Raw genomic sequence first — 22,077 nt, 5'->3', positions numbered from 1 at the left:
GGGTCGGACCTAGGTCTGGCCTGGCAGCGGAGCGGCAGTTGGCCCACGTATCCATGGGCCGCCACGCCGGGGGTGTGGGTTCTAACCCCCGTCCGCTCCGCCAGTTACGAGAAGGCGCATCCTCGGATGCGCCTTTCTTCTATCCGGACTCTACCCACGCTCCACGGTTGCCAATTTTTGAAGTTCAACCGTTTCTGGGGGACGCATGCTGCAAAATATCAGGGACAATTCACAAGGCTGGATTGCCAAGACCATTATCGGGATCATCGTCGCATTGATGGCGTTCACCGGTATCGAAGCCATTTTCCAGGCTTCGGGTAACAGTAAGCAGGACGTGGCCAAGGTCAACGGTGAAGAAATCACCCAGACCGAACTGAGCCAGGCTGTCGATATGCAACGCCGCCAGCTGATGCAACAGCTGGGCAAGGATTTCGATGCTTCGCTGCTGGACGAGAAACTGCTGCGCGACGCGGCCCTCAAGGGCCTGATCGATCGCAAGCTGCTGCTGCAAGGTGCGGCCGATTCCAAGTTTGGCTTCTCTGAAGCTGCACTGGACCAGGTAATCCTGCAGACGCCGGAATTCCAGGTGGACGGCAAGTTCAACGCCGAACGCTTTGACCAGGTGATCCGTCAACTGGGCTATAGCCGCATGCAGTTCCGTCAGATGCTGACCCAGGAAATGCTCATCGGCCAGGTGCGCGCAGGTATCGCCGGCAGCGGTTTCGTCACCGACGCCGAGGTGCTGGCATTCGCCCGTCTGGAAAAACAGACCCGCGATTTCGCCACCGTCAACATCAAGGCCAATCCCGCGGCGGTGAAACTCACCGACGACGAGGTCAAGGCTTACTACGACCAGCACGCCAAAGAGTTCATGACCCCGGACCAAGTGGTCATCGACTACCTGGAGCTGAAGAAGTCGTCGTTCTTCGACCAGGTCAACGTCAAGGATGAAGACCTGCAGGCGGCCTATCAGAAAGAAACCGCCAACCTCGCTGAACAGCGTCGTGCCGCGCATATCCTGATTGAAGTCAACGATAAGGTCACCGACGCGCAAGCCAAGGCCAAGGTCGAAGAAATCCAGGCGCGCCTGGCCAAGGGTGAGAAGTTTGAAGCCCTGGCCAAGGAGTTCTCCCAGGATCCAGGTTCGGCCAACAATGGCGGTGACCTCGGTTTTGCGGGCCCTGGTGTCTACGATCCAGACTTCGAGACGGCTCTGTACGGGTTGAAGCAGGATCAAGTATCGGCGCCGGTGCGTAGCACTTTCGGCTGGCACCTGATCAAGCTGTTGGGCGTTGAAGCACCGCAAGTGCCGACGTTTGCCAGCCTGAAAGACAAGCTGACCCGCGAGCTGAAGACCCAACAGGTCGAGCAGCGCTTTGTCGAAGCGACCAAGCAATTGGAAGATGCGGCATTCGAAGCGTCTGACCTGGCCCAGCCTGCCTCCGACCTGAAGCTGACCGTGCACACCTCCGCGCCGTTTGGCCGTGAAGGTGGTGAAGGTGTTGCGGCCAACCGTGCCGTGGTCACCGCAGCATTCAGCCCGGAAGTGCTGGATGAAGGTGCCAACAGCAGCGCCATCGAGCTGGACCCGGAAACCATCATCGTGCTGCGTGCGAAAGAGCACCGCAAACCTGCGCAACTGCCGCTGGAAAGCGTCAATACCGCGATTCGCGCACAGATGGCCAAGGAGCGCGCCAGCGCGGCTGCCAAGACTCACGCTGACGAGCTGATCGCCAGCCTGCGTGATGGCAAGACCCCGCTGAACCAGCCGGTTGACGGCCAGGCCTGGAAAGTCACTGAAGCGGCTACCCGTAGCGCCGAAGCGATCGAGCCGGCCGTGCTGCAAGCCCTGTTCCGCATGCCCAAGCCTGCGGCCAAGGACAAGCCGACCTTCACCACCGTGACCCTGGCGGATGGTAGCCTGGTGATCGTGCGCTTGAACGGCGTCAATGAAGCTGCAGCCCCTACGGACGAAGAAAAGGCGCAATACCGCCGCTTCCTCGCTTCCCGTGTCGGCCAGCAGGACTTCGCGGCGTACCGCAAGCAGTTGGAAACCAAGGCTGACATCAAGAAGTTCTGATGTCGGTTTGAGTAAAAAGCCCCCGGCCTGAAAAGTCCGGGGGCTTTTTTATGTGCGTTAGACTGGACGCTGAGTGTCCCCGATCAAGGAGTTTCAAACGTGTTGATTCAAGGAATGGAGGGCTTGGCGATTCGTCGTGCCAGCGTGGCAGACGCGCCGGCGGTGCTAGAGGTTTTTGATCAGGTGATTGCCTGGTTCGTCGCCATCGGCAATCACGCTCAATGGGGCACTGCGCCGTGGTCGGCCGTGCCCCGGCGAGTTGCACAAGCAGAACAAGCGTGTGCGATGCCGGAGGCGTGGGTCGTCGAAGATTCTGAAGGGCGTATACACGCCGCGCTCGTATTAGGTGAGGCGATGCCTTATGTGCCAGCCGCGACCGAGCCCGAGGTCTATGTGCGCTGGTTGATCGTTGGCCGTGACGTGCGTGTACGCGGCCTTGGCCGGCGTCTGCTGGCCTTTGCCGAAGACCGCGCCCGTGCGGCCGGTGTCAGCCGCCTGCGCGTGGACTGCTACGCTGGCGGCACGGGCGACCTGGTGCGTTTTTACGAATCCTGTGGCTATGCGCGACTCTCAACCTTCGACCTGGAGGGCTGGCCCGGCCAGTTGCTGGGGCGAAGCCTTGGCAGCGCCGGCGATGGCCAATAGCATCAACACAATCACCGCCCAGGGGAACACCGCGACGCCCCAGCCCTGGAGCAGCACTCCTCCAGCCAGTCCGCCGCCCGCTATCCCGAGGTTCCATACGGTGACCAGCATCGATTGGGCGGCATCGGCCGAGTCTCCCGCCGATTTTGCCAGCGCCGTCTGCAGCAAGGCCGGTAATCCGCCGAATGCCAGGCCCCATAAGGCCACGGCGGTGTAGATAACCAGCTGCGACTCGATCCATAACGCCAGTGCCAAGGCCAACAGGCCAAACAGCGAGCAACTGATCAACACGAGCAGGCGCAACCAGCGGTCAATCAACAGGCCTGCAAGCCAGATGCTCACCAGTGCGGCCAGGCCAAATACCAGCAACACCTGGTCAACGTCCGCAGCGATCCCGGCGGGCACCAGCAGCGGCGCAATGTAGGTGTACAGAATGTTGTGGGCCAACACGTAGGTTAACGTCACCCACAGCACCGGACGAATCCCCGGCAGCCGCAGTACTTGGCCCAGGCCCAGGCGTTTTTGCGCGGGTTGGCCGGCAAAGTCCGGGAGCTGCCAGCGAGCCCAGACCAGCAGCACCAGGGTCAGCCCGGTCATGATCGCAAAACTCAAGCGCCAGCCAACCAGCGTGCCGAGTAATGTGCCAGCCGGCACCCCCAGGGATAGCGCCAGCGGCGCGCCGAGCATGGCGATGGCAATCGCGCGGCCTTGCAGGTGCGGGGCCACCATCCGGCTGGCATACCCCGCCAGCAGCGCCCAGAGCAACCCGGCGAAGACCCCGGCAAAAAAACGCGCCACCAGCGTGAGGCCGTAGTGGCTGGAAAGTGCGGTCACGCTGTTGACCAGGGCAAAGCCGCCAATGGCCACCAGCAATAGCGGCCGTCGGCGCCAGCCACGGGTCAGCAGCGTGAGGGGGATGGCTGCAAGCAACGACCCCAAGGCGTAGAGGGTGACCAATTGGCCGACCAGTGCGGGCGACACGCCCAGGCCTTCGCCCATTTGCGGCAGCAGCCCGGCAGGCATGGCTTCGGTAAGGATGGTGATAAAACCGGCGCAGGCCAGTGCCAATAGGCCACCCAGCGGCAGAGTATCCGGGGGCAGGTTAGGGTTGTTGCTCATGATGTCGATCCATGCAAAAGGGCAAGGATGTAGGGTATGGGGCTGTCGTTCGCGGAAAAACAGGCTAAGGTTCCGAACTTATCGGACGCAGGTGTCCGTAATCGCCAAGGAGAGAGTCATGGACAGCTTGGGCAGCCTCTCGGTCTTTGTGCAGGTGGCGGAGACGCGCAGTTTCACTGGCGCCGGCCGCGTACTGGGGGTGTCCTCTTCGGCAGTCGGCAAAAGCATTGCACGCATGGAAGAGCGCCTGGGTGTGCGGCTGTTTCATCGCAGTACCCGCAGCATCACCCTGACCAGCGAAGGCGCGCTGTTCCTTGAGCGCTCGCGGCGTATTTTGGCCGAGGTGGAGGCGGCGGAGCGCGAGTTGACGGAGGCCGGCGCCACGCCCCGGGGCAAATTGCGCATCAGTGTGCCGCAAGTGCGGGGCTTGTTGATGCCGGTGCTCAGCGACTTTATGCGGGCTTACCCGCAAATCGAGCTGGATGTGGATTTCTCCGACCGCATGGTGGACGTGATCGAGGAAGGTTTTGACGCGGTGATTCGCACCGGCAAGCCGGAAGATTCGCGTTTGATGGCGCGCCACCTGGGGCATTACCACCTGGTGCTGGTGGGTACGCCGGCCTACTTTGAACAGCACGGTACGCCGCAACAGCCCCAGCACTTGAGCGACCACGCGTGCCTGCGCCACAAGTTCTGCGCCACCGGCAAACTCGAGCCCTGGCCATTGCGCCTCGTACCGGGCGGCGCCGAACCGACCTTGCGCACACCGTTGGTCAGCACCACGATCGAGTCCCTCAACCATGTGGTACACGAAGGGTTGGGCATCGCCTGCCTGCCGGACTATATGGTCAACCACGCGGTGGCAGAGGGCCGCCTGCAACGAGTGCTGGATGATTACCTGGAACACCGTGGCAGTTTCTGGATGTTGTGGCCATCAAGTCGCCATGCTTCGGCCAAATTGCGCGTGTTTATTGATCATATGTGTGCCGGGCTATTTCCTGCAGGCGCCGTCCCATAAGCCTGTGATGTTTTACCTACAGGAATGCACGCGCCAAGGGTCCGTTCTGTTGCACAATACCGCCCGGACTGTTTTCCTCAGGATTTTCAATGTCGACATCATTTCACTTGCGTAGCCTCGGGCTGGCGCTGGTGTTGGCGGGCGCCGCGGGCTGCTCGTCACCCAAGACCGCTATTTATGAACATGAGAATTTCGACGACTCCGGCACGTTTTCCCGGGATTACCCGGTCACTGATGTCGCCGCGTGCGAAGCCGCGCGACGTGCGTTGCTGAGTCAGGGCTACATCATCACCAGTAACGATCCAAAACTGGTGGTGGGTAACAAGAGCTTCCAGCAGACCGGCGAAACGCACCTGCAGATCAGCTTCAACGTGGTGTGCGCGGATGACGGCAAGGGCGTCAACCACTCGACGATGTTCGCCAACGCCTTGCAGGATCGCTATGCGCTGAAGAAGGTCAACAACTCCGCGAGCCTGGGGGTGGGTGTACTGGGTTCGGTGTCGATGCCGATTGGCTCCACCGATGACTCGATGGTCAAGGTCGCCAGCGAGACGGTGTCCGCGCCGAAGTTCTACGACCGTTACTTTGCCCTGGTGGACGTGTTCCTGCCCCAGGAAGTGAAGAAGGCTGCGCATATTCCCGAGACGCCCAAGGCAGACCTGGGTGTGCCGGAGCCCAAGGCGGCGCCGGTTGCCGAGAAGGTCGAGGCGCCGAAGACAGAACCGACCGTTTCTGAGCCTGTGACGCCACCAGCCGAGCCTGCGCCGATTGCGCCACAGGAAGAGCCGGCACCTGCACCGGCGCCGGCTACTTCAGACCTGCCACCGCCGACAGAGGCGATTCCACCGCTGCCGACGCCTGCGCAGTGACTCAGACCGCTACGGGGTCGACCTTGTCGACGTTGATCCCGTAGCGTTTGATTGCCTCACTGACCTTCTCGCGACCGACCACACCGTCATCTGCCAGTGCCTTCAAGGCCGCCAGTGCGATGAAGTGGCGATCCACTTCGAAGAATTCGCGCAAGGTTTCCCGCGTATCCGACTGCCCGAAACCGTCGGTGCCCAGCGCGACAAAACGTCGGCCCGGTACGAACGGGCGGATCTGATCGGCAAACAGCTTCATGTAGTCCGTCGCCACCACCACCGGTCCCGTTTGCCCGTCCAGGCACTGCTCCACATAACTCACCCGCGGCGCGCTGTCCGGGTGCAGCAGGTTCCAGCGCTCCACGGCGTGCCCGTCACGGCGCAGCTCGGTCAGGCTGGTCACACTCCACACATTCGCTTGCACGGCGAAATCCTTGGCGAGCAGTGCCGCAGCGGCGATCACTTCGCGCAGGATCGAACCGCTGCCCATCAGTTGCACCTGGGCCTGTGGGTTTTCGCTGAGGCGATACATGCCCTTGAGAATGCCGTCCTCCACGCCCTCAGGCATTGCCGGGTGTGGGTAGTTTTCGTTGAGCAGGGTGATGTAGTAGTAAATGTCCTGCTGCTCGACATACATGCGCCGCATGCCCTCGCGAATAATCACCGCCAGTTCGTAGGCAAACGTCGGGTCGTAGGCCACGCAGCAGGGAATCACCGACGCCAGGATATGGCTGTGGCCATCGTCATGCTGCAAGCCTTCGCCCATCAGGGTGGTGCGCCCGGCCGTGGCGCCCAGCAGGAAACCACGTGCACGCGCATCGCCCGCAGCCCAGGCCAGGTCGCCGACGCGCTGGAAGCCGAACATCGAATAGAAGATATAGAACGGCACGGTCATCAGGCCGTGGTTGCTGTAGGACGTGCTCGCCGCGATCCATGAGGAAATTGCGCCGGATTCATTCAGGCCTTCCTGCATGATCTGCCCGTCCTTGCTCTCCTTGTAGTAGCTGAGTTGCCCTGCGTCCTGTGGGGTGTAGAGCTGGCCGACGGCCGAGTGGATGCCGATCTGACGGAACAGGCTTTCCATGCCGAAGGTGCGCGATTCGTCCGGCACGATGGGCACGATCAGTTTGCCCAAGTGCGGGTCTTTGAGCAGGGTGCCGAGGATGCGCACAAACGCCATGGTGGTGGAAATGGCGCGCTCGCCGGTGTCCTTGAGCTGGGTAGCGAAGGCCGCCAGTTCGGGGATCTGCAAGGCTTCGACGGCGGTGTGCCGCGCCGGCACATAACCGCCCAGGGCCTGGCGTCTGGCGGCGAAGTAGCGCGCTTCCTCGCTGTCGGCGGCCGGCTTGAGGTAAGGAATGTCGGCCAGCTGCTCGTCGGCCACTTCCAGGCTGAAACGGTCGCGGAAGGCTTTGACGGCGTCGGCCCCCATCTTCTTCAGCTGGTGGTTGATGTTCTGGCCTTCGCCGGCTTCGCCCATGCCGAAGCCCTTGACGGTTTTCGCCAGGATCACCGTGGGTTGTCCGGTATGGCGCACGGCGGCGGCGTAGGCGTTGTAGACCTTGTCCGGGTCATGCCCGCCCCGTGAGAGTTTCCAGATATCGTCGTCGGACATGTCTGCAACCAGTGCCAGCAGCTCCGGATATTTGCCGAAGAAATGCTCCCGCACATAGGCGCCGTTCTGGGATTTGTAGTTCTGATAGTCGCCGTCCACGCATTCCATCATGCGTTGGCGCAGCAAGCCGCTGGTGTCCTTGTCGAGCAGCGCGTCCCAGCCACCGCCCCAAATCACCTTGATCACATTCCAACCGGCGGCGCGGTAGAGGCTTTCGAACTCCTGGATCACTTTGGCATTGCCACGTACCGGGCCGTCCAGGCGTTGCAGGTTGCAGTTGACTACGAAGATTAGGTTGTCGAGTTTCTCGCGCCCGGCCAGGGAGATGGCGGCCAGGGATTCCGGCTGGTCCATTTCGCCATCACCGAGAAAGGCCCACACCTTGCGACCTTGGTGTGGCTTGAGAGCACGCAATTCCAGGTAGCGCATAAAGCGCGCCTGGTAGGCGGCAGTGATCGGCCCAAGGCCCATGGATACCGTAGGAAATTGCCAGAAGTCCGGCATCAGGCGCGGGTGAGGGTAGGACGAGATGCCCTCGCCACCGGCCTCACGCCGGAAGTTGTCCAACTGCGCTTCGCTGATACGGCCTTCGAGGTACGCGCGGCCGTAGATGCCCGGCGAGGAGTGGCCCTGGATATACACCAGGTCGCCGTCGAAGGTATCCGTACGGCCACGGAAAAAGTGGTCGAAGCCTACGTCGTACAGCACGGCGGCTGACGCGTAGGTCGCGATATGCCCACCCACACCGGAATGCTTGCCGGCGCGCAGCACCATGGCCATGGCGTTCCAGCGGATAAACGCGTTGGTCCGGCGTTCGATGGCCAGGTTGCCGGGGTAGGGCAACTGGCGGTCCACCGGGATGGTATTGACGTAAGGGGTGGTCACCCGCCCGTAGAAGTCGCCATGCCGCGCCACGTCGAAATCCAGCAACTGATCGATCAGGTAGTGGGCGCGCGGGCGGCCTTCGGTGGACAGCACCGATTCGATAGATTCCAGCCACTCGCGGGTTTCCTGTGGATCGTCATCGCGTCTGACTGCGTTATTCGGGGTCATGTGAGGCTCCAGGGTAGGCGGATTTCAAGTGGCGGATTCCTTGTGGGAGTGCCGTCAAAGTAATTGCAATTGCAACTACAAAACCGAATCTAGCGCGGGATGAGCTACTATTGCAACCTTCTTGAAATCCCCCGGATGGTGTTGCATGTCGTCGAAAGAGCCTGATGTATGGTTCCGTTTTGTCAGGGCCCACAGGACCGTCATCCGTGAAATCGAACGCCGCCTGGCCGCTGCCGACCTGCCGCCCTACGCCTGGTACGACGCCCTGTGGGGCCTGGAAAGCGGCCCCGATGGCACCCGCCGCATGCACGAATTGGCCGATGTGCTGGCCATCGAGCGCTACAACCTCACGCGCCTGGTCGACCGCCTGGAAAAAGACGGCCTGGTGCTGCGTTCGCGCTCCGACGGCGACAGCGACGGCCGCGCGGCGTTTGCCTCGATCACCGATGCGGGCCGGGTGTTGCGCAAAAAAATGTGGAAAATCTACGAAAGTACGGTAGATGAATTGTTTTTGTCACAGATCGAGCCGGAGCAGCGCCAGGCCTTTGCCGATGCGTTGGAGCGTACTGCCGGGCTGGCTGTGGAGGCCGGTGTACAGGTTCGAGGACGACGCAGCTCCAAGAAACAATAGAGATCCAATGTGGGAGGGGGCTTGCTCGCGAAAGCGGTGTGTCAGCCACAGGTGTTTCAAATGAACCACCGCCTTCGCGAGCAAGCCCGCTCCCACATTTTTGAGTGCATTCCAGCTCATTTCAGTGGGTCGTGGTGCATTGCGGTTTGCACTTGCGGCGCATCGATCTGCCCTGCATCCGCCAATGCCCTTAACGCAGACGACGCAGCTCCAAGAAACAATAGAGATCCACTGTGGGAGGGGGCTTGCCCCCGATGGCAGTGGGTCAGCCATGGAGATATCGACTGATTTACCGCTATCGGGGGCAAGCCCCCTCCCACATTGACTGCATTCCAAGTCATTTCAGTGGGTCGTGGTGCATTGCGGTTTGCACTTGCGGCGCATCGATGTGCCCTGTATCCGCCAATGCCCTTAACGCAGACGACGCAGCTCCAAGAAACAATAGAGATCCAATGTGGGAGGGGGCTTGCCCCCGATGGCAGTGGGTCAGCCATGGAGATATCGACTGATTTACCGCTATCGGGGGCCAGCCCCCTCCCACATTGACTGCATTCCAAGTCATTTCAGTGGGTAGCGGTGCATTGCGGTTTGCACTTGCGGCGCCTCGATCTGCCCTGCATCCGCCAATGCCCTTAACGCAGACACCACAATCCAGTACCGACTCGGCGCCGCTGCCTGCACTGAACCCGCCCCCAGCGCCACATATCGCGCATCCACATAGGCCGCCAACGGGTCGACAATCGGTTGCGGGTAGCCCGTGACGGCAATCACCGGCGCGCCGCTTCCCGCCAGGCAGTCACGCAGATGGCAACTGCGCTTGGGGGCTGTGGGATGCAGGCGGTTCCAGCGCTCAGCCGCCGCTGCCTCGCGGGCCAGCCGTGTGTAGCTGGGGCAGCTCCACAGCTGCGCGGTGATATTCCAGTCCTGCTCCAGTAGGCGCGCGGCCTGTACGACTTCTTCCAGTGCACGCCCTGCGCCAAGTAATCGCACATCTGCCGATTGGTCACCCTGGACCCGATACATGCCTTTGAGTGCATCCCCATAGGCCTGCTCGCTCAGCGGTACGGTGCTCTGATGGTCATGCAGCGCCAGGTAATAAAACCCCGGTTGGCCGTCGATATACAGCGCGTGTAACCCCGCCAGCACAATCGCGCGTGCCTCGTCCCCGGAGGCGGGGTCATACGGGGTGCAGCGCGGATGGGTCGCCAGCCACAACGGCAGGGAAGGTTGCGTACCCTTGGGCCAGGGCGAGGGCTGGGTTTCGATGTCGTTGCACAGGATGCCGCGCTGCGCGGTTTCGTCCACCAGCGCACACAACTGCGCCGACGACGTGGCGCTGTGCAGGTAGAGCATTGGCTTTTCGCCGGTATTGCGCGCGAACCAGGTGGGCCAGCCACCCACGCGGCGCGAGCGTGACTGCCCACGGATAACCCAGGCCTGGCGGCTGAATTCGAGGGTGTTGGCCATGCTTATCACGGTGTACAGCGGCGAGTTGGCGCAGGGGCGGACGTTACTCAGGGCGTCGATACAGTGTTGTGCGCAATGCGTGGTCATGGGCAGTTACCTGGCAAGGGATGCCTGCACCCTAATGGAAATATGGTTGCAATTGCAATGAGTTGGCGTAAGCCTTGAAGCCTCAGTGCTAAATCCGCCTGGTGCTGCTACGTTTAATCTTGAAGTGCAGGAACGTCATGGCGCGGACATTTTTTCGTCACAACGGCACTTTAGGCTGGTGATGCAGGTCAGTTACCTGCAGCCGCTTTTACATTAAAAAGGAGTCCAGCATGGACGATTACCAGGAAGAACTGCTCGAGTACCACGCGATTGAGTTGGACCCGCTGGAACCCGCAGACGATGCAACAGAGCTGTAAGACCGACTTCAGGCGGAATGCCGCTGACTGCGGCGAAATTCCCCTGGGGTCTGGTTGTTCCAACGCCTGAACGCCCGTTGAAACGCCTGGGCTGAGGCAAAACCGAGCAAATAGGCGATTTCGCCGAACGCCAGTTCCGTATCGCGAATGTAGGTCATGGCCAGGTCGCGGCGGGTGTCGTTGAGAATCGCGCGAAACTGAGTGCCTTCTTCCGCCAGTTTGCGGCGCAGCGTCCAGGTCGGCAGCTTCAAGCGTGCCGCCACTTCTTCCAGGTCGGGTTCCCGGCCGCCATTGAGCATCGGCCCCAGCAACCGGGTGATGCGCTCGCGCAGGCTGCGGGTGCGGGTCAATTGCTCCAATTCCCGTTCACACAATTGCAGCAGTAAATGCCAGGTGCTCGGGCAATGCTGTGGGTTGCGCAGGGCCAGGGTTTGCTGGTTGAGGCGCAGTTGATTGGCGTCGGCACCGAAGTGAATGTCCCCAAGCGCGTTGTAGTCTTCGCTGTATTGCGGCGCTTCGAACTCGATGTCGATGCGCTGCGCCTTCAGCGGTTGCTGGGCCAAACTCGACAACTGGTGCAACCAGCCGGCGATGATCGAATCCACCACAAAGCGGTTATAGGCGTTGTAGGGGCTGATGGAATAGAACCGCAGCCAGGCGCCTTCGGCGTCCTCATCAAAGCTGGATTGCCCGCGATAGTTGGAGCCGTACAGCGCTTCGAAACGTGTGAGCGCGCGGGCCGCCTCGCGCACGTTGGGCGCCTGGGCGGCGGTGACCCCGGCCAGCCCGGCCTGGCTCAGGCGGCTGAGTTGGCCCATGCGCAGGCCCAGGCCGGGGTCGCCGGTGAGCTGGATGGCCGCATGGCCCAGGCGCATGTAGCGCGGGATCGACAAGCGCGCACCCGCTTCGGCCAGCCGCGCCGGGTCGAGACCGTATTGCAGCAGCAGCGGTTGCGGGTCCAGGCCGTGGCTGTGGATGGCATCCGCCAGGGTGTGCACGAAGCCCACCGACAGATCCCCGAGGCGCACCGGCTTCACGGCGTTACAGCCAGATATTCAGCAAGCGCGCACCACGTGCATCGCCGTCGGCACTGACTTGCCCGTTACTGCTCAAGAAACTCTGCCCGGAAGTGCCCAGGTCCCAGAACTGCCCGCGCAGGAACACACTCATGCCCGCGCCGGCCTGGCTGATGGGCTGCTGGCTGATCAGGGTCAGCCGGCGCCAGGCTTCGCCCTCGCTGAGTTCTTCGGGCTTGAGGCTGATTTCCGGCGGTGTGGACACACTCTTGAACCCGCGCCACGGGCGGTTCCAGGTGTCGCGACCGAGTACAAAAGCCGGCACAGCGACCAGTTGCGCGCCTTGCTCGTTGAGCTTGCGGTAGTTGTCCGGGTACCAGCTGTCACTGCCCACCAGCACGCCCAAACGGCCGGCCGGCGTGTCGACCACGCTGACCACGTTTTCATCGCCAGGCTGGATAAAGCCACGTTCATCGTAGATCGGATAGAGCTGGCGTTGCGGCTGGCCCACCGGCAAACCGTCGGCATTGAACACCAGGCTGGCGTTGTACAGCGCACCATGGCCGATCTGCAGCTGGCCCTGGCTGACACTCGGGTTGGGCAGGGCGATGGAGCCGGCCACCAAGGTCACGCCAAACTCCTTGGCCAGACCGCCGAACAGCACCTGGTAGTCGCGTGCCATGCCGGCCGCCTTCATGCGCAGGTAGGCGTCGTCGCTGCGGTTGTCGCCGGTCGCGCTGATCCAGGCACGTGCAAACAGCAGCGGGTTACTCAGCGAAAACCAGTTCATCGCATCCTTGGCATGCAGCGCCTGGTACACCTCATTCTTTTCGCCGGTGAGCATCAGCCAGGTGCCGATATGCTCCGGCAGCACCACGATGGTCTTGTCGTTGATCAGCCCCTGGTCGCGAGCCTTTTGCAGGTAGGCCGCGAGTTTCAAGTGCAGGCGTTCCAGGCTCTGGTAGTCGGCGGGAAACAGCTCCGGCTGGATGCCCAGCAGGTTGCCGCGATCGGCAGGCAGCCCTTCATTCACCGCGAGGGTGATGCGCAGGTCGGACAGGTAATGCGCCACGGGGCGCTCCTGGGTCCAGACCAGATACGCGGCGACGGCGGCAACCAGGGCCATGGTGACGGTGAACGCTAGAAGTTTACGCATGGGAAAGCAATGAGGGTTTCTTTCTGAAATATCCCGCTAGGGTATGGCTCATAAGACAAATTGCCAAGGGGCGCTGACTATTTGCGGGAAAAGATGTCATGTGGCCATGAAGCGCTAATGATATGAACAATGATTTGGCTTGAATGTTTCTTATAGTTGGCGTGAGTAGCCGTTGAAGTAGTAGGTCAAGAAAGTTTTGAAGTTTATTTCCCTTGGCTATGGTTGTTATCTCTTAATGTTATGGATAACTGTCAAGTTTCACAGTAGTAAATACTCTGTGCTCTGGAATACTGACTGCGTCTTTACTGTGCTCGATCAGGTTGGGTGCGGACGCTTGATGTTTATTCGAATCATGGTTTAGCGCATGCGGTATCTTCAACGAGAAACGGGGTGCGGGGTATGAGTCTGTATTCGGAATTTTTCAAAGGTCATACGACGCTGATTGAAGCGATGGAACATCATGAGTCAAACAAACCCGATTTCATTGTCTATCACGAGATTTCACCGTCTGGTGACGTCAAGGAAAGTTTTACATATGCGCAGATCATGTCGCGAGCAAGAGCGCTCGCGAAAATGATGTATGGGTGTACGAACTGCGGCGACCGCGTGTTGATTCTGGTGCCGGGCGGCGCAGATTTTGTGGTGGCATTTTTATCTTGTCTGTTAGCCGGATTAGTGGCCGTGCCCTGTTATCCTATTCGAGGCTCAGGCAAGGCACGCGGGGTGAATCGTAATACGCAACGCGTGGTAACCCTTACGGAAGATGCAAAACCGAGTGTTGTTTTGTGCGACAGTTATATGAAAGATAGAGTTCAAGAACTGGGAGGGGTCTCCAGTTATTTTAATAGTGCACAATGGATATTAGTAAGCGCAGACACTCTCGCCGAAGAAGAATATCTAGGTAGAACGCGCAATCACGATATAGCCCTCCTGCAATATACCTCAGGGTCGACGGCTACGCCAAAAGGCGTAATGGTTTCACAAGCGAACTTGGTCTCAGGTATTCAAGATATGGAGGGTGGTAACCGACATGATGAAACGTCTGTGATGATCACTTGGATACCCGTTTATCATGATATGGGGTTAGTCTATGGAATGCTGACCCCGTTATATTTGGGGTTTGCAATTTATTCATTGTTGCCAGCGGTAGTGTTGCAACAGCCTGTGCGTTGGCTTCAAGCGGTTTCAAAGTACCGAGGTACCCACAGCGCGGCACCTAATTTTGCCTATGAACTGTGTATTAATAAAATAACCCAAGAGATGAAGGAAGGGCTTGACCTGCGTTCGTGGGTCGTTGCATCCAATGGAGCAGAACCGGTGCGCCCAAAAACCCTATTCGGATTCCACAGCGCTTTTGCAGGGTGCGGGCTAGGCGCGAATGTTGTACGGCCGGGTTATGGTCTTGCGGAGGCAACGTTGAAAGTATCGAGCGTTAGTGTCGACAAAGTTGCAAAAACTGTATGGGTCGATAACGAAGCGTATGCACGAAGAAAAGTTGTCGCTCGTCAAGACTTGGCTGACAGTCCAGAAGGGCGGCGTTTGCAAAGTTGCGGAGGTTCGAATATAAGCGCGGACTTGCGTATCGTAGATCCGGTATTGCTCAGTCAGTCTCAAAGCAATGAAGTGGGTGAGATTTGGGTTAAAAGTACCAGTGTCGCAATGGGATACTGGAATCAGCCTGAATTGACGAAACAGACATTCGGCGCTCGCTTGGATGGTGTCGATGGGGTCTTCCTGCGGACGGGTGATTTAGGTTTTGTTCATGAAGGCGAACTATATGTCTCAGGTCGTATTAACGATGTAATAATAGTTAATGGCCAGAATATTTACCCGCAAGATCTGGAACTTACGGTGGAGAATGCTCATCCCGCCTTGCGGGCAGGACGTTGTTGTGCGTTTGGTATGGAAATGCCATCGGGTGAAAAAGTAGTCGTTGTAGTCGAAATAGAACGATCCGAACGCCATCACTTGGAGCCGCTTGTCGTTGTGCTGGCCATTCAAGATGCTGTTGGGCGCGATCATGAAGTTGTGTTGGAAGATATTATTCTGGTGCGCTCAGGGACATTTCCATTAACGTCCAGTGGGAAAGTCCAGAGAGCAAAGGCGCGAGCCGAATATTTGGCTCAGGCACTGGAATGTGTGTATAGCCTTAAGAGCTCCGCACAGAATACGGTTGAGCGCATTGCCAGCAAGTCGAACATTGCGACATTGCGCGGGTACATGCTGGAATATTTATCGGACGTAAAAAATATTCCCGCCACTTCTCTCGATTGCAGCAGGACGTTCAACAGCCTTGGATTGGATTCGATTGAAATATTGGAACTGACGGATTGGTTAGGTGAGAAATTACGATGCCAACTGCCTTCTGACTTGCTTGTCGACTATCCGAGTATCGACCAACTGAGTTATTACCTGGCGGAGAACCGTCCATGAAAATCGCCGGGCTCAGTGCAGTGTTACCGTCGCGGACAGTCGGTAACCTCGATATACAGCGCCTCGTGACTGAACTGAGTCCGACCTTGGTGGGCGAGGAATTAAATCTGGTGTTACGGCGTATCAATTTCTTTTTAACATTCTCCGGGGCACGAGAGCGTCGCTGGTTGGCAGAAGGCGAGCGTCCATTTGAACTCTTGTCCAGAGCGGTGAGTGAGTCATTGGCAGAAGCGCAACTGAAACCCTCTGCAATAGAGCTGATTATTTACACCGGGGTAGATCGCGGGTTTCTTGAGCCTGCAATGGCTTATATGGTCGGCTCCGCATTGGGTATGCCAAATGCCCATTGCTTTGACATTGTTGATGCCTGTATGAGTTGGACGCGTGCTGCATTTGTAGTTTCAAATCTGATGGCTACCAACTGTTATCGGAACGCGCTGATTGTCAATTGTGAGTGTTCAATGCGTGCTGGTGGTAGAGTGTTTCCAGGATGCTTTAATCTTACAAAAATAGAGCAGGTCGAACACAATCTTGCCGCGTACACCATCGGCGAAGCCGCGAGCGCAACGGTACTGGTCAAGGACGATGGAAACCCCTGGGAGTTTCATTTCAGTAGTGAGAACGGTGCCAGCGACCTGTGTGCCGTACCGCTGGATGCTTATGACTTGTACTGTCAGCCGACGGATAAGCTGGGATGCAATGGCGTGAACAGTTTTTATTCGTTTGCCAGTGAAATGTTTGATCTTGGCAAGCCTCACGCTTTAGCCATCTTTGAAAAGTTGAGTGTTTCTTTTGACTCAATAAAAGCGATTTTCCCACACGCTGCATCCTTACAGGCTTGGTGGGAAATGGGTTGCAAACTCAACGTACAGGATAAAATCCAATTCATATATCCGGAGTATGGGAATCTTGTATCGGCCTCCATTCCTGTGGCATTGGCAAAAGCTAGGAATACCAAAGTGGTTGAGGAGGGAGACTATTGTGCCGGTTGGGTCGGGAGTGCGGGCATGTCATTTGCTTCGTTTGGCTTCCGCCTTTAGTTGCTGGTGCCTTGTCTATCGGTATAGAAAAAGCTATTGAGGTATTGTCTATGAATCTTTCTGATTTTTCATCGAGCGCTTTTTATGAGAATCCTTATCCGCTTTATCGAGAACTTAGAGAGGCGGGAGCTTTGGTCAGTTTGTTGCCCACTCTTTGGATAACAGGCCGTTATCCCGTTACGCAGGCATTGTTGCGTGACAAACACGTAGGTAGGGATTTTGTTCATTATCTAAATACTCGATATGATGAGGTCACGGCCGCGGGTCCGGCATTTAAAGTATTTACTCAATCCGTGTTAATGATGAATCCGCCTGAGCATACGGTACTCAGAGCTAAGATGGCGAAAGCATTTGGTTCCCGTTACACGGATAAGTTTACATCGCTAGCGGAAAATACTACTCACGGTCTGATTGATGGGATTTACTCCAAGGGCGAGACGGATCTGGTCGCCCAGTATGCTAGTCAGATACCTGTGGTTGTCATCTGCAATCTATTGGGCCTTGATCCCGAAGAAACGCGGCTTTTCAAACAGGAACTCTGGCACCTCACTGCGGCGATAACAAAAACATTGGAAATTGCCAATATCAATTATCACGATCTGGCTATCGCGAACGAAGGTGCGCTTAAGTTGCACGATTTCTTTCGAAATAAACTTGCTCAGCGAAGAAAGGTGCCTGGTGATGATTTGATTTCCCTTTTCTTGTCGTTAGATGAGGCGTTGGGGATGAGTGATGAGGAAATTATCTCAAATGTTATTTTTCTGTTTGCTGCTGGTCATGAGACATCTGGCAATATGATAGGTAATGCAATAATTTGTCTTTATAGACACCCAGAGACGCTTGCACGTATACGTGACAATCCCGAACTTCTCTCTCAGTGTGTGCTTGAGTGCCTTCGCCATGAGAACTCTTTACAGATTGCCGCCCGTGAAGTGCTCGAGGACTTTCATTTCGAAGGGCATTATCTGCGTCGAGGAGACACTGTGATTGTATGTTTAGGGGCTGCCAACCGTGATCCGGTTAAATTCGAAAATCCGGATGACTTTCTGATTGATCGACCTGGACTTGACGCGCGAGAGCTTACCAGTTTTGGCGGCGGCCAACATTATTGTTTAGGGGCTCGTCTCGCTTTTATAGAAATAAAGGTCGCTCTGCAGACATTGCTGGGACGTATGCCCGACTTGCAGATAACCAATATTAATGAGTTGAATTGGCATAAGGCACATACGCTACGCGGTGTGCAGTCTCTTCATGGCAGATGGTCCGTATAAGCTTATGAAGCAACTGTCGGTTCGGCAGGAGGTGGGTGATGATAAAGCATGGGAATATATTCGGTGTTGTAATGTGGTCGGATATTTATAAAGTTTCGAAAGTGATTAAGCAGCCTTTGGTGGCTTGGGCTATTATAGGGTTATTTTTTGCGGGGTTGCAGACTTATGTATTTACATCTTGGTTGCTTTTTTCCGACCTCATGCCTTTTTCCACGGGCGCTGATGGAGTTCCATTCGAAACCAAGGTGTCGGCTTGGGTTACTCAGTTTAATGTGGTTTTTTTGTTGGTTTTGTGTGTTCTGTATAACGTTATAAAATCGGTTAGAGAAGGCAAGGTTGCTTGGGATTTTTTGCTGGTTGGTGGGGGGCTGTCAGCAGGCTGGTTAGATACGGTGATTAATTTTTTCAATCCATTAGTGATCTACAATGCTTATCTGATCAATTGGGGTAGTTGGAATTCATTTATTCCAGGCTGGTTTTCTAATGGAGGTAATCTTACGCCTGAGCCAATAGTGTTTGTGCTGGGATTATATGGCTGGTGGTTTGTCCTGTTTGGTATGGTTTTATGTGCGACCCTACGCGTTATAAAACGGTTTTGGCCAAAATGTAATGCGCTCGGTATGGTGTTTTCAGGTTTTTTATTGCTCGCGGTTCTAGACTTTGTATTGGAGTTGTTTTTCGTATTTCCGGGGTTGTACGCCTTCAATATTGTTATCCCGAATTTGACTCTGTGGTCTGGTAAGGCCTATCAAATACCTATCTACGCGCCACTGATAATCGCTGCAATCTGCACCCCCATTGGATTGTTGCGTTTTCAGGCTCAGTAGCAGGGCTATTCCGTTATTGAAAGAATCAATCCCCAATATAAATTTTCCGTCGGAGTGCATCTTTTTTTGCGTCTTTTGGCGATGGTTGGATTTGTGAATGTTGTCCTTGTCACTGCGATAGTTATGCATTGGGCGATCGGAAGTTTCGGTGTGACAACAATTGAGTTCCCCAGTTACATGGGGATTCGCCGCTGACCCATAACGGTCTCTTTCGGAGGCGCAGGATGTCTACTTTTAGGAACTCCTCTCGCTACACCCACTATTTGAGGCCCGATGGCGTTGTAAAGGGAATATTGCCTGATTGTTTAGGCGACAAAGGGCTCGTCATGGCGCTGTACCGGCAAATGGTTCTGACTCGGCTCTTCGATCAGAAGGCGGTGGCCCTACAACGAACCGGCCGCATCGGCACCTACGCCTCTGCATTGGGTCAAGAGGCAATTGGCGTTGCCATCGGCAGCTTGATGGCCGAGAACGATGTGTTGACCCCTTATTACCGCGACTCCGCCGTGCAACTAATGCGTGGTATGCGGATGGAAGACATCCTTCTTTACTGGGCTGGGGATGAACGCGGTAGCTTTTTCTCCAAACCTGCATTCGCCCAGGACTTTCCGGTTTGCGTTCCGATCGCTACGCAAGCCCTGCATGCGTGCGGTGCTGCCAGCGCTTTCAAACTGCGTGGTGAGCCGAGGGTGTGTGTGGCTACGTGCGGTGACGGCGCTACCAGCAAAGGCGACTTCCTCGAAGCCCTAAATGTCGCGGGGGTATGGCAATTGCCCGTGGTGTTTGTCGTCAACAATAACCAATGGGCGATTTCCGTGCCTCGGCGGCTTCAAAGTGCGGCGCGCACCTTGGCTGACAAAGCCGTGGGGGCAGGGATTCGCGGTGAGATAGTCGATGGCAACGATGTTTTTTCGGTTTACGAATGCCTGAAGTCGGCATTGAACCAGGCGCGCAGAGGTGAGGGCGCGACGCTGATTGAATGCGTCACCTATCGGCTCAGTGACCATACGACGGCGGATGATGCCACCCGCTATCGAGATGCCGAGGAAACCCGGCAAGCCTGGTCGCAGGAGCCGGTAAGTCGCTTGCGCACTTATATGGCGGGCAACGGATTCTGGGATGACGAACGTGAGCAGGCACTGATTGCAGAGTGCAGGCACTTCGTCGATCAGGCGGTGCAACGGTTTGAGGCTGTGAACGCTCAGGCTCCCGCGTCGGTGATGGACTATGTCTATGCTGACTGGCCGAATTGCTTGGCTGCACAGCGCCTGGAGCTTATGAAGCGGGTGGCGCGCCGCTCGCCGGGAGGCAGCCATGACTGCTGAAACAATCAGCCTATTGGAAGCCGTGAATCTCGCCCTGCATCGTGCCATGACCGAGGATCCGAACGTCGTGGTGATGGGCGAGGACGTGGGGATAAATGGCGGCGTGTTTCGCGCCACCCAAGGTCTCAGCGAGCGTTTCGGTACGGGTCGCGTAATTGATACGCCGCTGGCGGAAACAATGCTGGGTGGCCTGGCGGTCGGCATGGCAGCCCAGGGGTTGAAGCCGGTGGTGGAGTTTCAGTTCATGGGGTTTATCTATGCAGCCATGGAACACCTGATCTCCCATGCCAGCAGGATGCGCAACCGTACGAGAGGTCGGATCACCTGCCCAATGGTTGTTCGCACACCGATGGGCGGCGGCATCCATGCACCTGAGCATCACAGTGAAAGTACTGAGGCGTTATTTGCTCAAATACCCGGGCTGAGGGTAGTGGTGCCGTCTTCACCTGCCCGGGCATATGGTCTTTTGCTTGCGGCGATTGACGATCCCGACCCGGTGATCTTCCTTGAACCGACTCGCCTGTATCGCACGCACACCTCGAGGTTTTCTGATGACGGAAAACGTCTGCCGCTGGACAGTTGTTTTACTTTGCGCGAGGGCAATGACATCACGCTCATCAGTTGGGGCGCCAGCTTGCTGGAAACGCTTAAGTGCGCAGATGCGTTGTATACACAGGGAATTTGCGCCGAAGTAATCGATGTCGGGTGCCTCAAACCTTTGGATATTCATACATTGGCGGCGTCGGTGAGTAAGACGGGCCGGTGTGTAATCATCCATGAGGCGCCTCGCTCCTGCGCAGTGGGCGCCGAAATCGCAGCGAGCCTATATGAGCATGTGTTCGACCGCCTCGTGGCGCCCATTGTACGAGTGACCGCCCTTGATATCCCACCGCCGCTTTTTCGGCTGGAGCACCTTTATATTCCGGCTGTCGAAGACATCCTAGCGGCGTGCAGCCCTATGTTTGAACCCCGGTTTTCGACCAGGGAGGCGTAATGAAACATTTTAATCTTCCGGATTTGGGTGAGGGGCTGCATGAAGCGCAGATTCTCAAGTGGCATGTCCAAGTCGGGGACAGTCTCGAAATCGATCAGCTCCTGGTATCGGTGGAAACTGCAAAGGCCGTTGTCGATATTCCGGCCCCTTACGCCGGACTGGTTGCAAAAACCTATGGAGAACCGGGCGATATTCTGGCGGTAGGTACCCCGTTGCTCAGCTACGCCATGGCCGCGGATGCCGGCACTGTGGTAGGGCGCCTGGACACCCACGAATGCAGTGACAGTGATGATTTTTTCATCGGCGCGTCGCCTTCAACTCGGGCGTTCGGGATTACCGCTGGCGCGACGGTACTGCAGGGCGTGAGCCGGAGCATGGTGTTGAGCATGGAGCGATCAGCTGCGTCTGTTGTACCCGTCAGTATTTTTGCCGATGCTGACTTGTACTGTTGGCGTGAATCGCGTGATCCATTGATGCGCTTGATCAAGGCTGTAGCCACCGCATGCCGTTTACACCCGGCGCTCAACTGCTGGTTCGAGCGGCAATCGCTGTCGGTCAAGTCCCATGGTCAGGTCGACCTGGGCATTGCCGTCAACACCGATCAAGGATTATTCGTGCCGGTGCTGCGTGGCGTTGGCTCGCGACCTACCGCAGAACTCAAACGCCAGCTGGCACAGCTACGTCGCGAGGCCAGGGCTCGAACCCTAAAACCTGCGGACTTGCAGGGCGCAACCATAACGCTTTCGAATTTCGGTGCGTTATCTTGCCGCTACGCCACGCCTATCGTCATGCCCCCGCAAGTCGCGATTATCGGCGCCGGTGGCATTCGTGAAGAGCCCGTAGCGATGAACGGCGAAGTGCATGTGCACCCGGTTCTGCCACTGTCGCTGACGTTCGACCATCGGGCTGTAACGGGAAAACAGGCGGCAGACTTTCTACAGGCACTGGTACTGGCACTGGAAAACCCCGACGAATAAGGGAATGGGGAACCGGGCACTGTGCATTTGGATCAATAACTTGTCAGTTTCGGTCATTGAGCCGTCGTCCACCGCCTCTTAGTCTGTGGGACATAAACCGATGGCAGGCCATTCGAGCCTGCCACGTCCCGTGATGATCCGTT

Annotated in this window: 17 protein-coding genes; 12 read left to right on the top strand and 5 right to left on the bottom strand. The window is 57.3% G+C overall.

Annotated features, from left to right (window positions below; genetic code table 11):
• Window positions 1–205: 205 nt before the first annotated feature.
• Together CXQ82_RS19650 and CXQ82_RS19645 are read left to right on the top strand one after the other, a co-directional pair.
• Complete coding sequence (locus tag CXQ82_RS19650) at window positions 206–2,080, top strand: SurA N-terminal domain-containing protein (RefSeq protein ID WP_101271884.1); 1,875 nt, start codon at window positions 206–208, stop codon at window positions 2,078–2,080.
• A 99-nt stretch (window positions 2,081–2,179) separates the two neighbouring features.
• Entirely contained in the window at window positions 2,180–2,725 is a 546-nt protein-coding gene (locus CXQ82_RS19645; RefSeq protein ID WP_101271883.1) for a GNAT family N-acetyltransferase, read from the top strand.
• Here the strand turns inward: CXQ82_RS19645 and CXQ82_RS19640 are convergent.
• Window positions 2,651–3,844 (bottom strand): MFS transporter, encoded by a 1,194-nt coding sequence (locus CXQ82_RS19640; protein ID WP_101271882.1) that lies wholly within the window; start codon window positions 3,842–3,844, stop codon window positions 2,651–2,653. The genes CXQ82_RS19645 and CXQ82_RS19640 overlap by 75 nt on opposite strands.
• Before the next feature lie 118 nt (window positions 3,845–3,962).
• On the opposite strand from CXQ82_RS19640, the gene CXQ82_RS19635 reads away from it, so the two are divergent.
• Both CXQ82_RS19635 and CXQ82_RS19630 read left to right on the top strand, forming a co-directional pair.
• Entirely contained in the window at window positions 3,963–4,862 is a 900-nt protein-coding gene (locus CXQ82_RS19635; RefSeq protein WP_101271881.1) for a LysR family transcriptional regulator, read from the top strand.
• An 89-nt stretch (window positions 4,863–4,951) separates the two neighbouring features.
• On the top strand, window positions 4,952–5,731 hold the full coding sequence (locus CXQ82_RS19630) for a DUF2242 domain-containing protein (protein WP_101271880.1): 780 nt from the start codon (window positions 4,952–4,954) through the stop codon (window positions 5,729–5,731).
• A 1-nt stretch (window position 5,732) separates the two neighbouring features.
• On the opposite strand, the gene aceE is transcribed toward CXQ82_RS19630, so the two are convergent.
• Window positions 5,733–8,393: a pyruvate dehydrogenase (acetyl-transferring), homodimeric type gene (gene aceE, locus CXQ82_RS19625; protein WP_101271879.1), complete on the bottom strand. Its 2,661-nt coding sequence runs from the start codon at window positions 8,391–8,393 to the stop codon at window positions 5,733–5,735.
• A gap of 145 nt (window positions 8,394–8,538) precedes the next feature.
• Here aceE and CXQ82_RS19620 point away from each other — a divergent pair, with 145 nt between their 5' ends.
• A complete protein-coding gene (locus tag CXQ82_RS19620; RefSeq protein ID WP_101271878.1) occupies window positions 8,539–9,024 on the top strand; it encodes a MarR family winged helix-turn-helix transcriptional regulator in 486 nt (161 codons plus the stop codon).
• 558 nt (window positions 9,025–9,582) lie between these two features.
• Here the strand turns inward: CXQ82_RS19620 and CXQ82_RS19615 are convergent.
• The 3 genes from CXQ82_RS19615 to CXQ82_RS19605 all read right to left on the bottom strand — a co-directional run bounded on the left by CXQ82_RS19615 (window position 9,583) and on the right by CXQ82_RS19605 (window position 13,067).
• Complete coding sequence (locus CXQ82_RS19615; RefSeq protein ID WP_101271877.1) at window positions 9,583–10,578, bottom strand: pyruvate dehydrogenase; 996 nt, start codon at window positions 10,576–10,578, stop codon at window positions 9,583–9,585.
• Window positions 10,579–10,903: 325 nt separating this feature from the next.
• A complete protein-coding gene (locus CXQ82_RS19610) occupies window positions 10,904–11,932 on the bottom strand; it encodes an AraC family transcriptional regulator (protein WP_101271876.1) in 1,029 nt (342 codons plus the stop codon).
• Between the two features lie 4 nt (window positions 11,933–11,936).
• Window positions 11,937–13,067 (bottom strand): carbon-nitrogen hydrolase family protein, encoded by a 1,131-nt coding sequence (locus CXQ82_RS19605; RefSeq protein ID WP_101271875.1) that lies wholly within the window; start codon window positions 13,065–13,067, stop codon window positions 11,937–11,939.
• A 399-nt stretch (window positions 13,068–13,466) separates the two neighbouring features.
• On the opposite strand from CXQ82_RS19605, the gene CXQ82_RS19600 reads away from it, so the two are divergent.
• The 7 genes from CXQ82_RS19600 (at window position 13,467) to CXQ82_RS19570 (ending at window position 21,934) form a co-directional block, all read left to right on the top strand.
• A complete protein-coding gene (locus tag CXQ82_RS19600) occupies window positions 13,467–15,500 on the top strand; it encodes an AMP-binding protein (RefSeq protein ID WP_101271874.1) in 2,034 nt (677 codons plus the stop codon).
• Window positions 15,497–16,540 carry a 3-oxoacyl-[acyl-carrier-protein] synthase III C-terminal domain-containing protein gene (locus CXQ82_RS19595; RefSeq protein ID WP_101271873.1) on the top strand — a complete coding sequence of 348 codons (1,044 nt, stop codon included), beginning with the start codon at window positions 15,497–15,499 and terminating at the stop codon, window positions 16,538–16,540. The genes CXQ82_RS19600 and CXQ82_RS19595 overlap by 4 nt, the downstream gene beginning before the upstream one ends.
• A gap of 50 nt (window positions 16,541–16,590) precedes the next feature.
• Complete coding sequence (locus CXQ82_RS19590; protein ID WP_101271872.1) at window positions 16,591–17,811, top strand: cytochrome P450; 1,221 nt, start codon at window positions 16,591–16,593, stop codon at window positions 17,809–17,811.
• A 38-nt stretch (window positions 17,812–17,849) separates the two neighbouring features.
• Entirely contained in the window at window positions 17,850–18,638 is a 789-nt protein-coding gene (locus CXQ82_RS19585; protein ID WP_101271871.1) for a spirocyclase AveC family protein, read from the top strand.
• A 224-nt stretch (window positions 18,639–18,862) separates the two neighbouring features.
• The gene (gene pdhA, locus CXQ82_RS19580) at window positions 18,863–19,963 is read left to right on the top strand and encodes a pyruvate dehydrogenase (acetyl-transferring) E1 component subunit alpha (protein WP_101271870.1); all 1,101 of its coding nucleotides are present in this window, start codon (window positions 18,863–18,865) and stop codon (window positions 19,961–19,963) included.
• Window positions 19,953–20,957 (top strand): alpha-ketoacid dehydrogenase subunit beta, encoded by a 1,005-nt coding sequence (locus CXQ82_RS19575; protein ID WP_101271869.1) that lies wholly within the window; start codon window positions 19,953–19,955, stop codon window positions 20,955–20,957. The genes pdhA and CXQ82_RS19575 overlap by 11 nt, the downstream gene beginning before the upstream one ends.
• Window positions 20,957–21,934 (top strand): dihydrolipoamide acetyltransferase family protein, encoded by a 978-nt coding sequence (locus CXQ82_RS19570; protein ID WP_101271868.1) that lies wholly within the window; start codon window positions 20,957–20,959, stop codon window positions 21,932–21,934. The genes CXQ82_RS19575 and CXQ82_RS19570 overlap by 1 nt, the downstream gene beginning before the upstream one ends.
• Window positions 21,935–22,077 lie beyond the last annotated feature (143 nt).

Origin of the sequence: Pseudomonas sp. S09G 359 (genome assembly GCF_002843605.1) — a bacterium.
GTDB lineage: Bacteria > Pseudomonadota > Gammaproteobacteria > Pseudomonadales > Pseudomonadaceae > Aquipseudomonas.
Note: the sequence above shows the minus strand (reverse complement) of the source record. Positions and strands in the feature narration are given on the sequence as shown.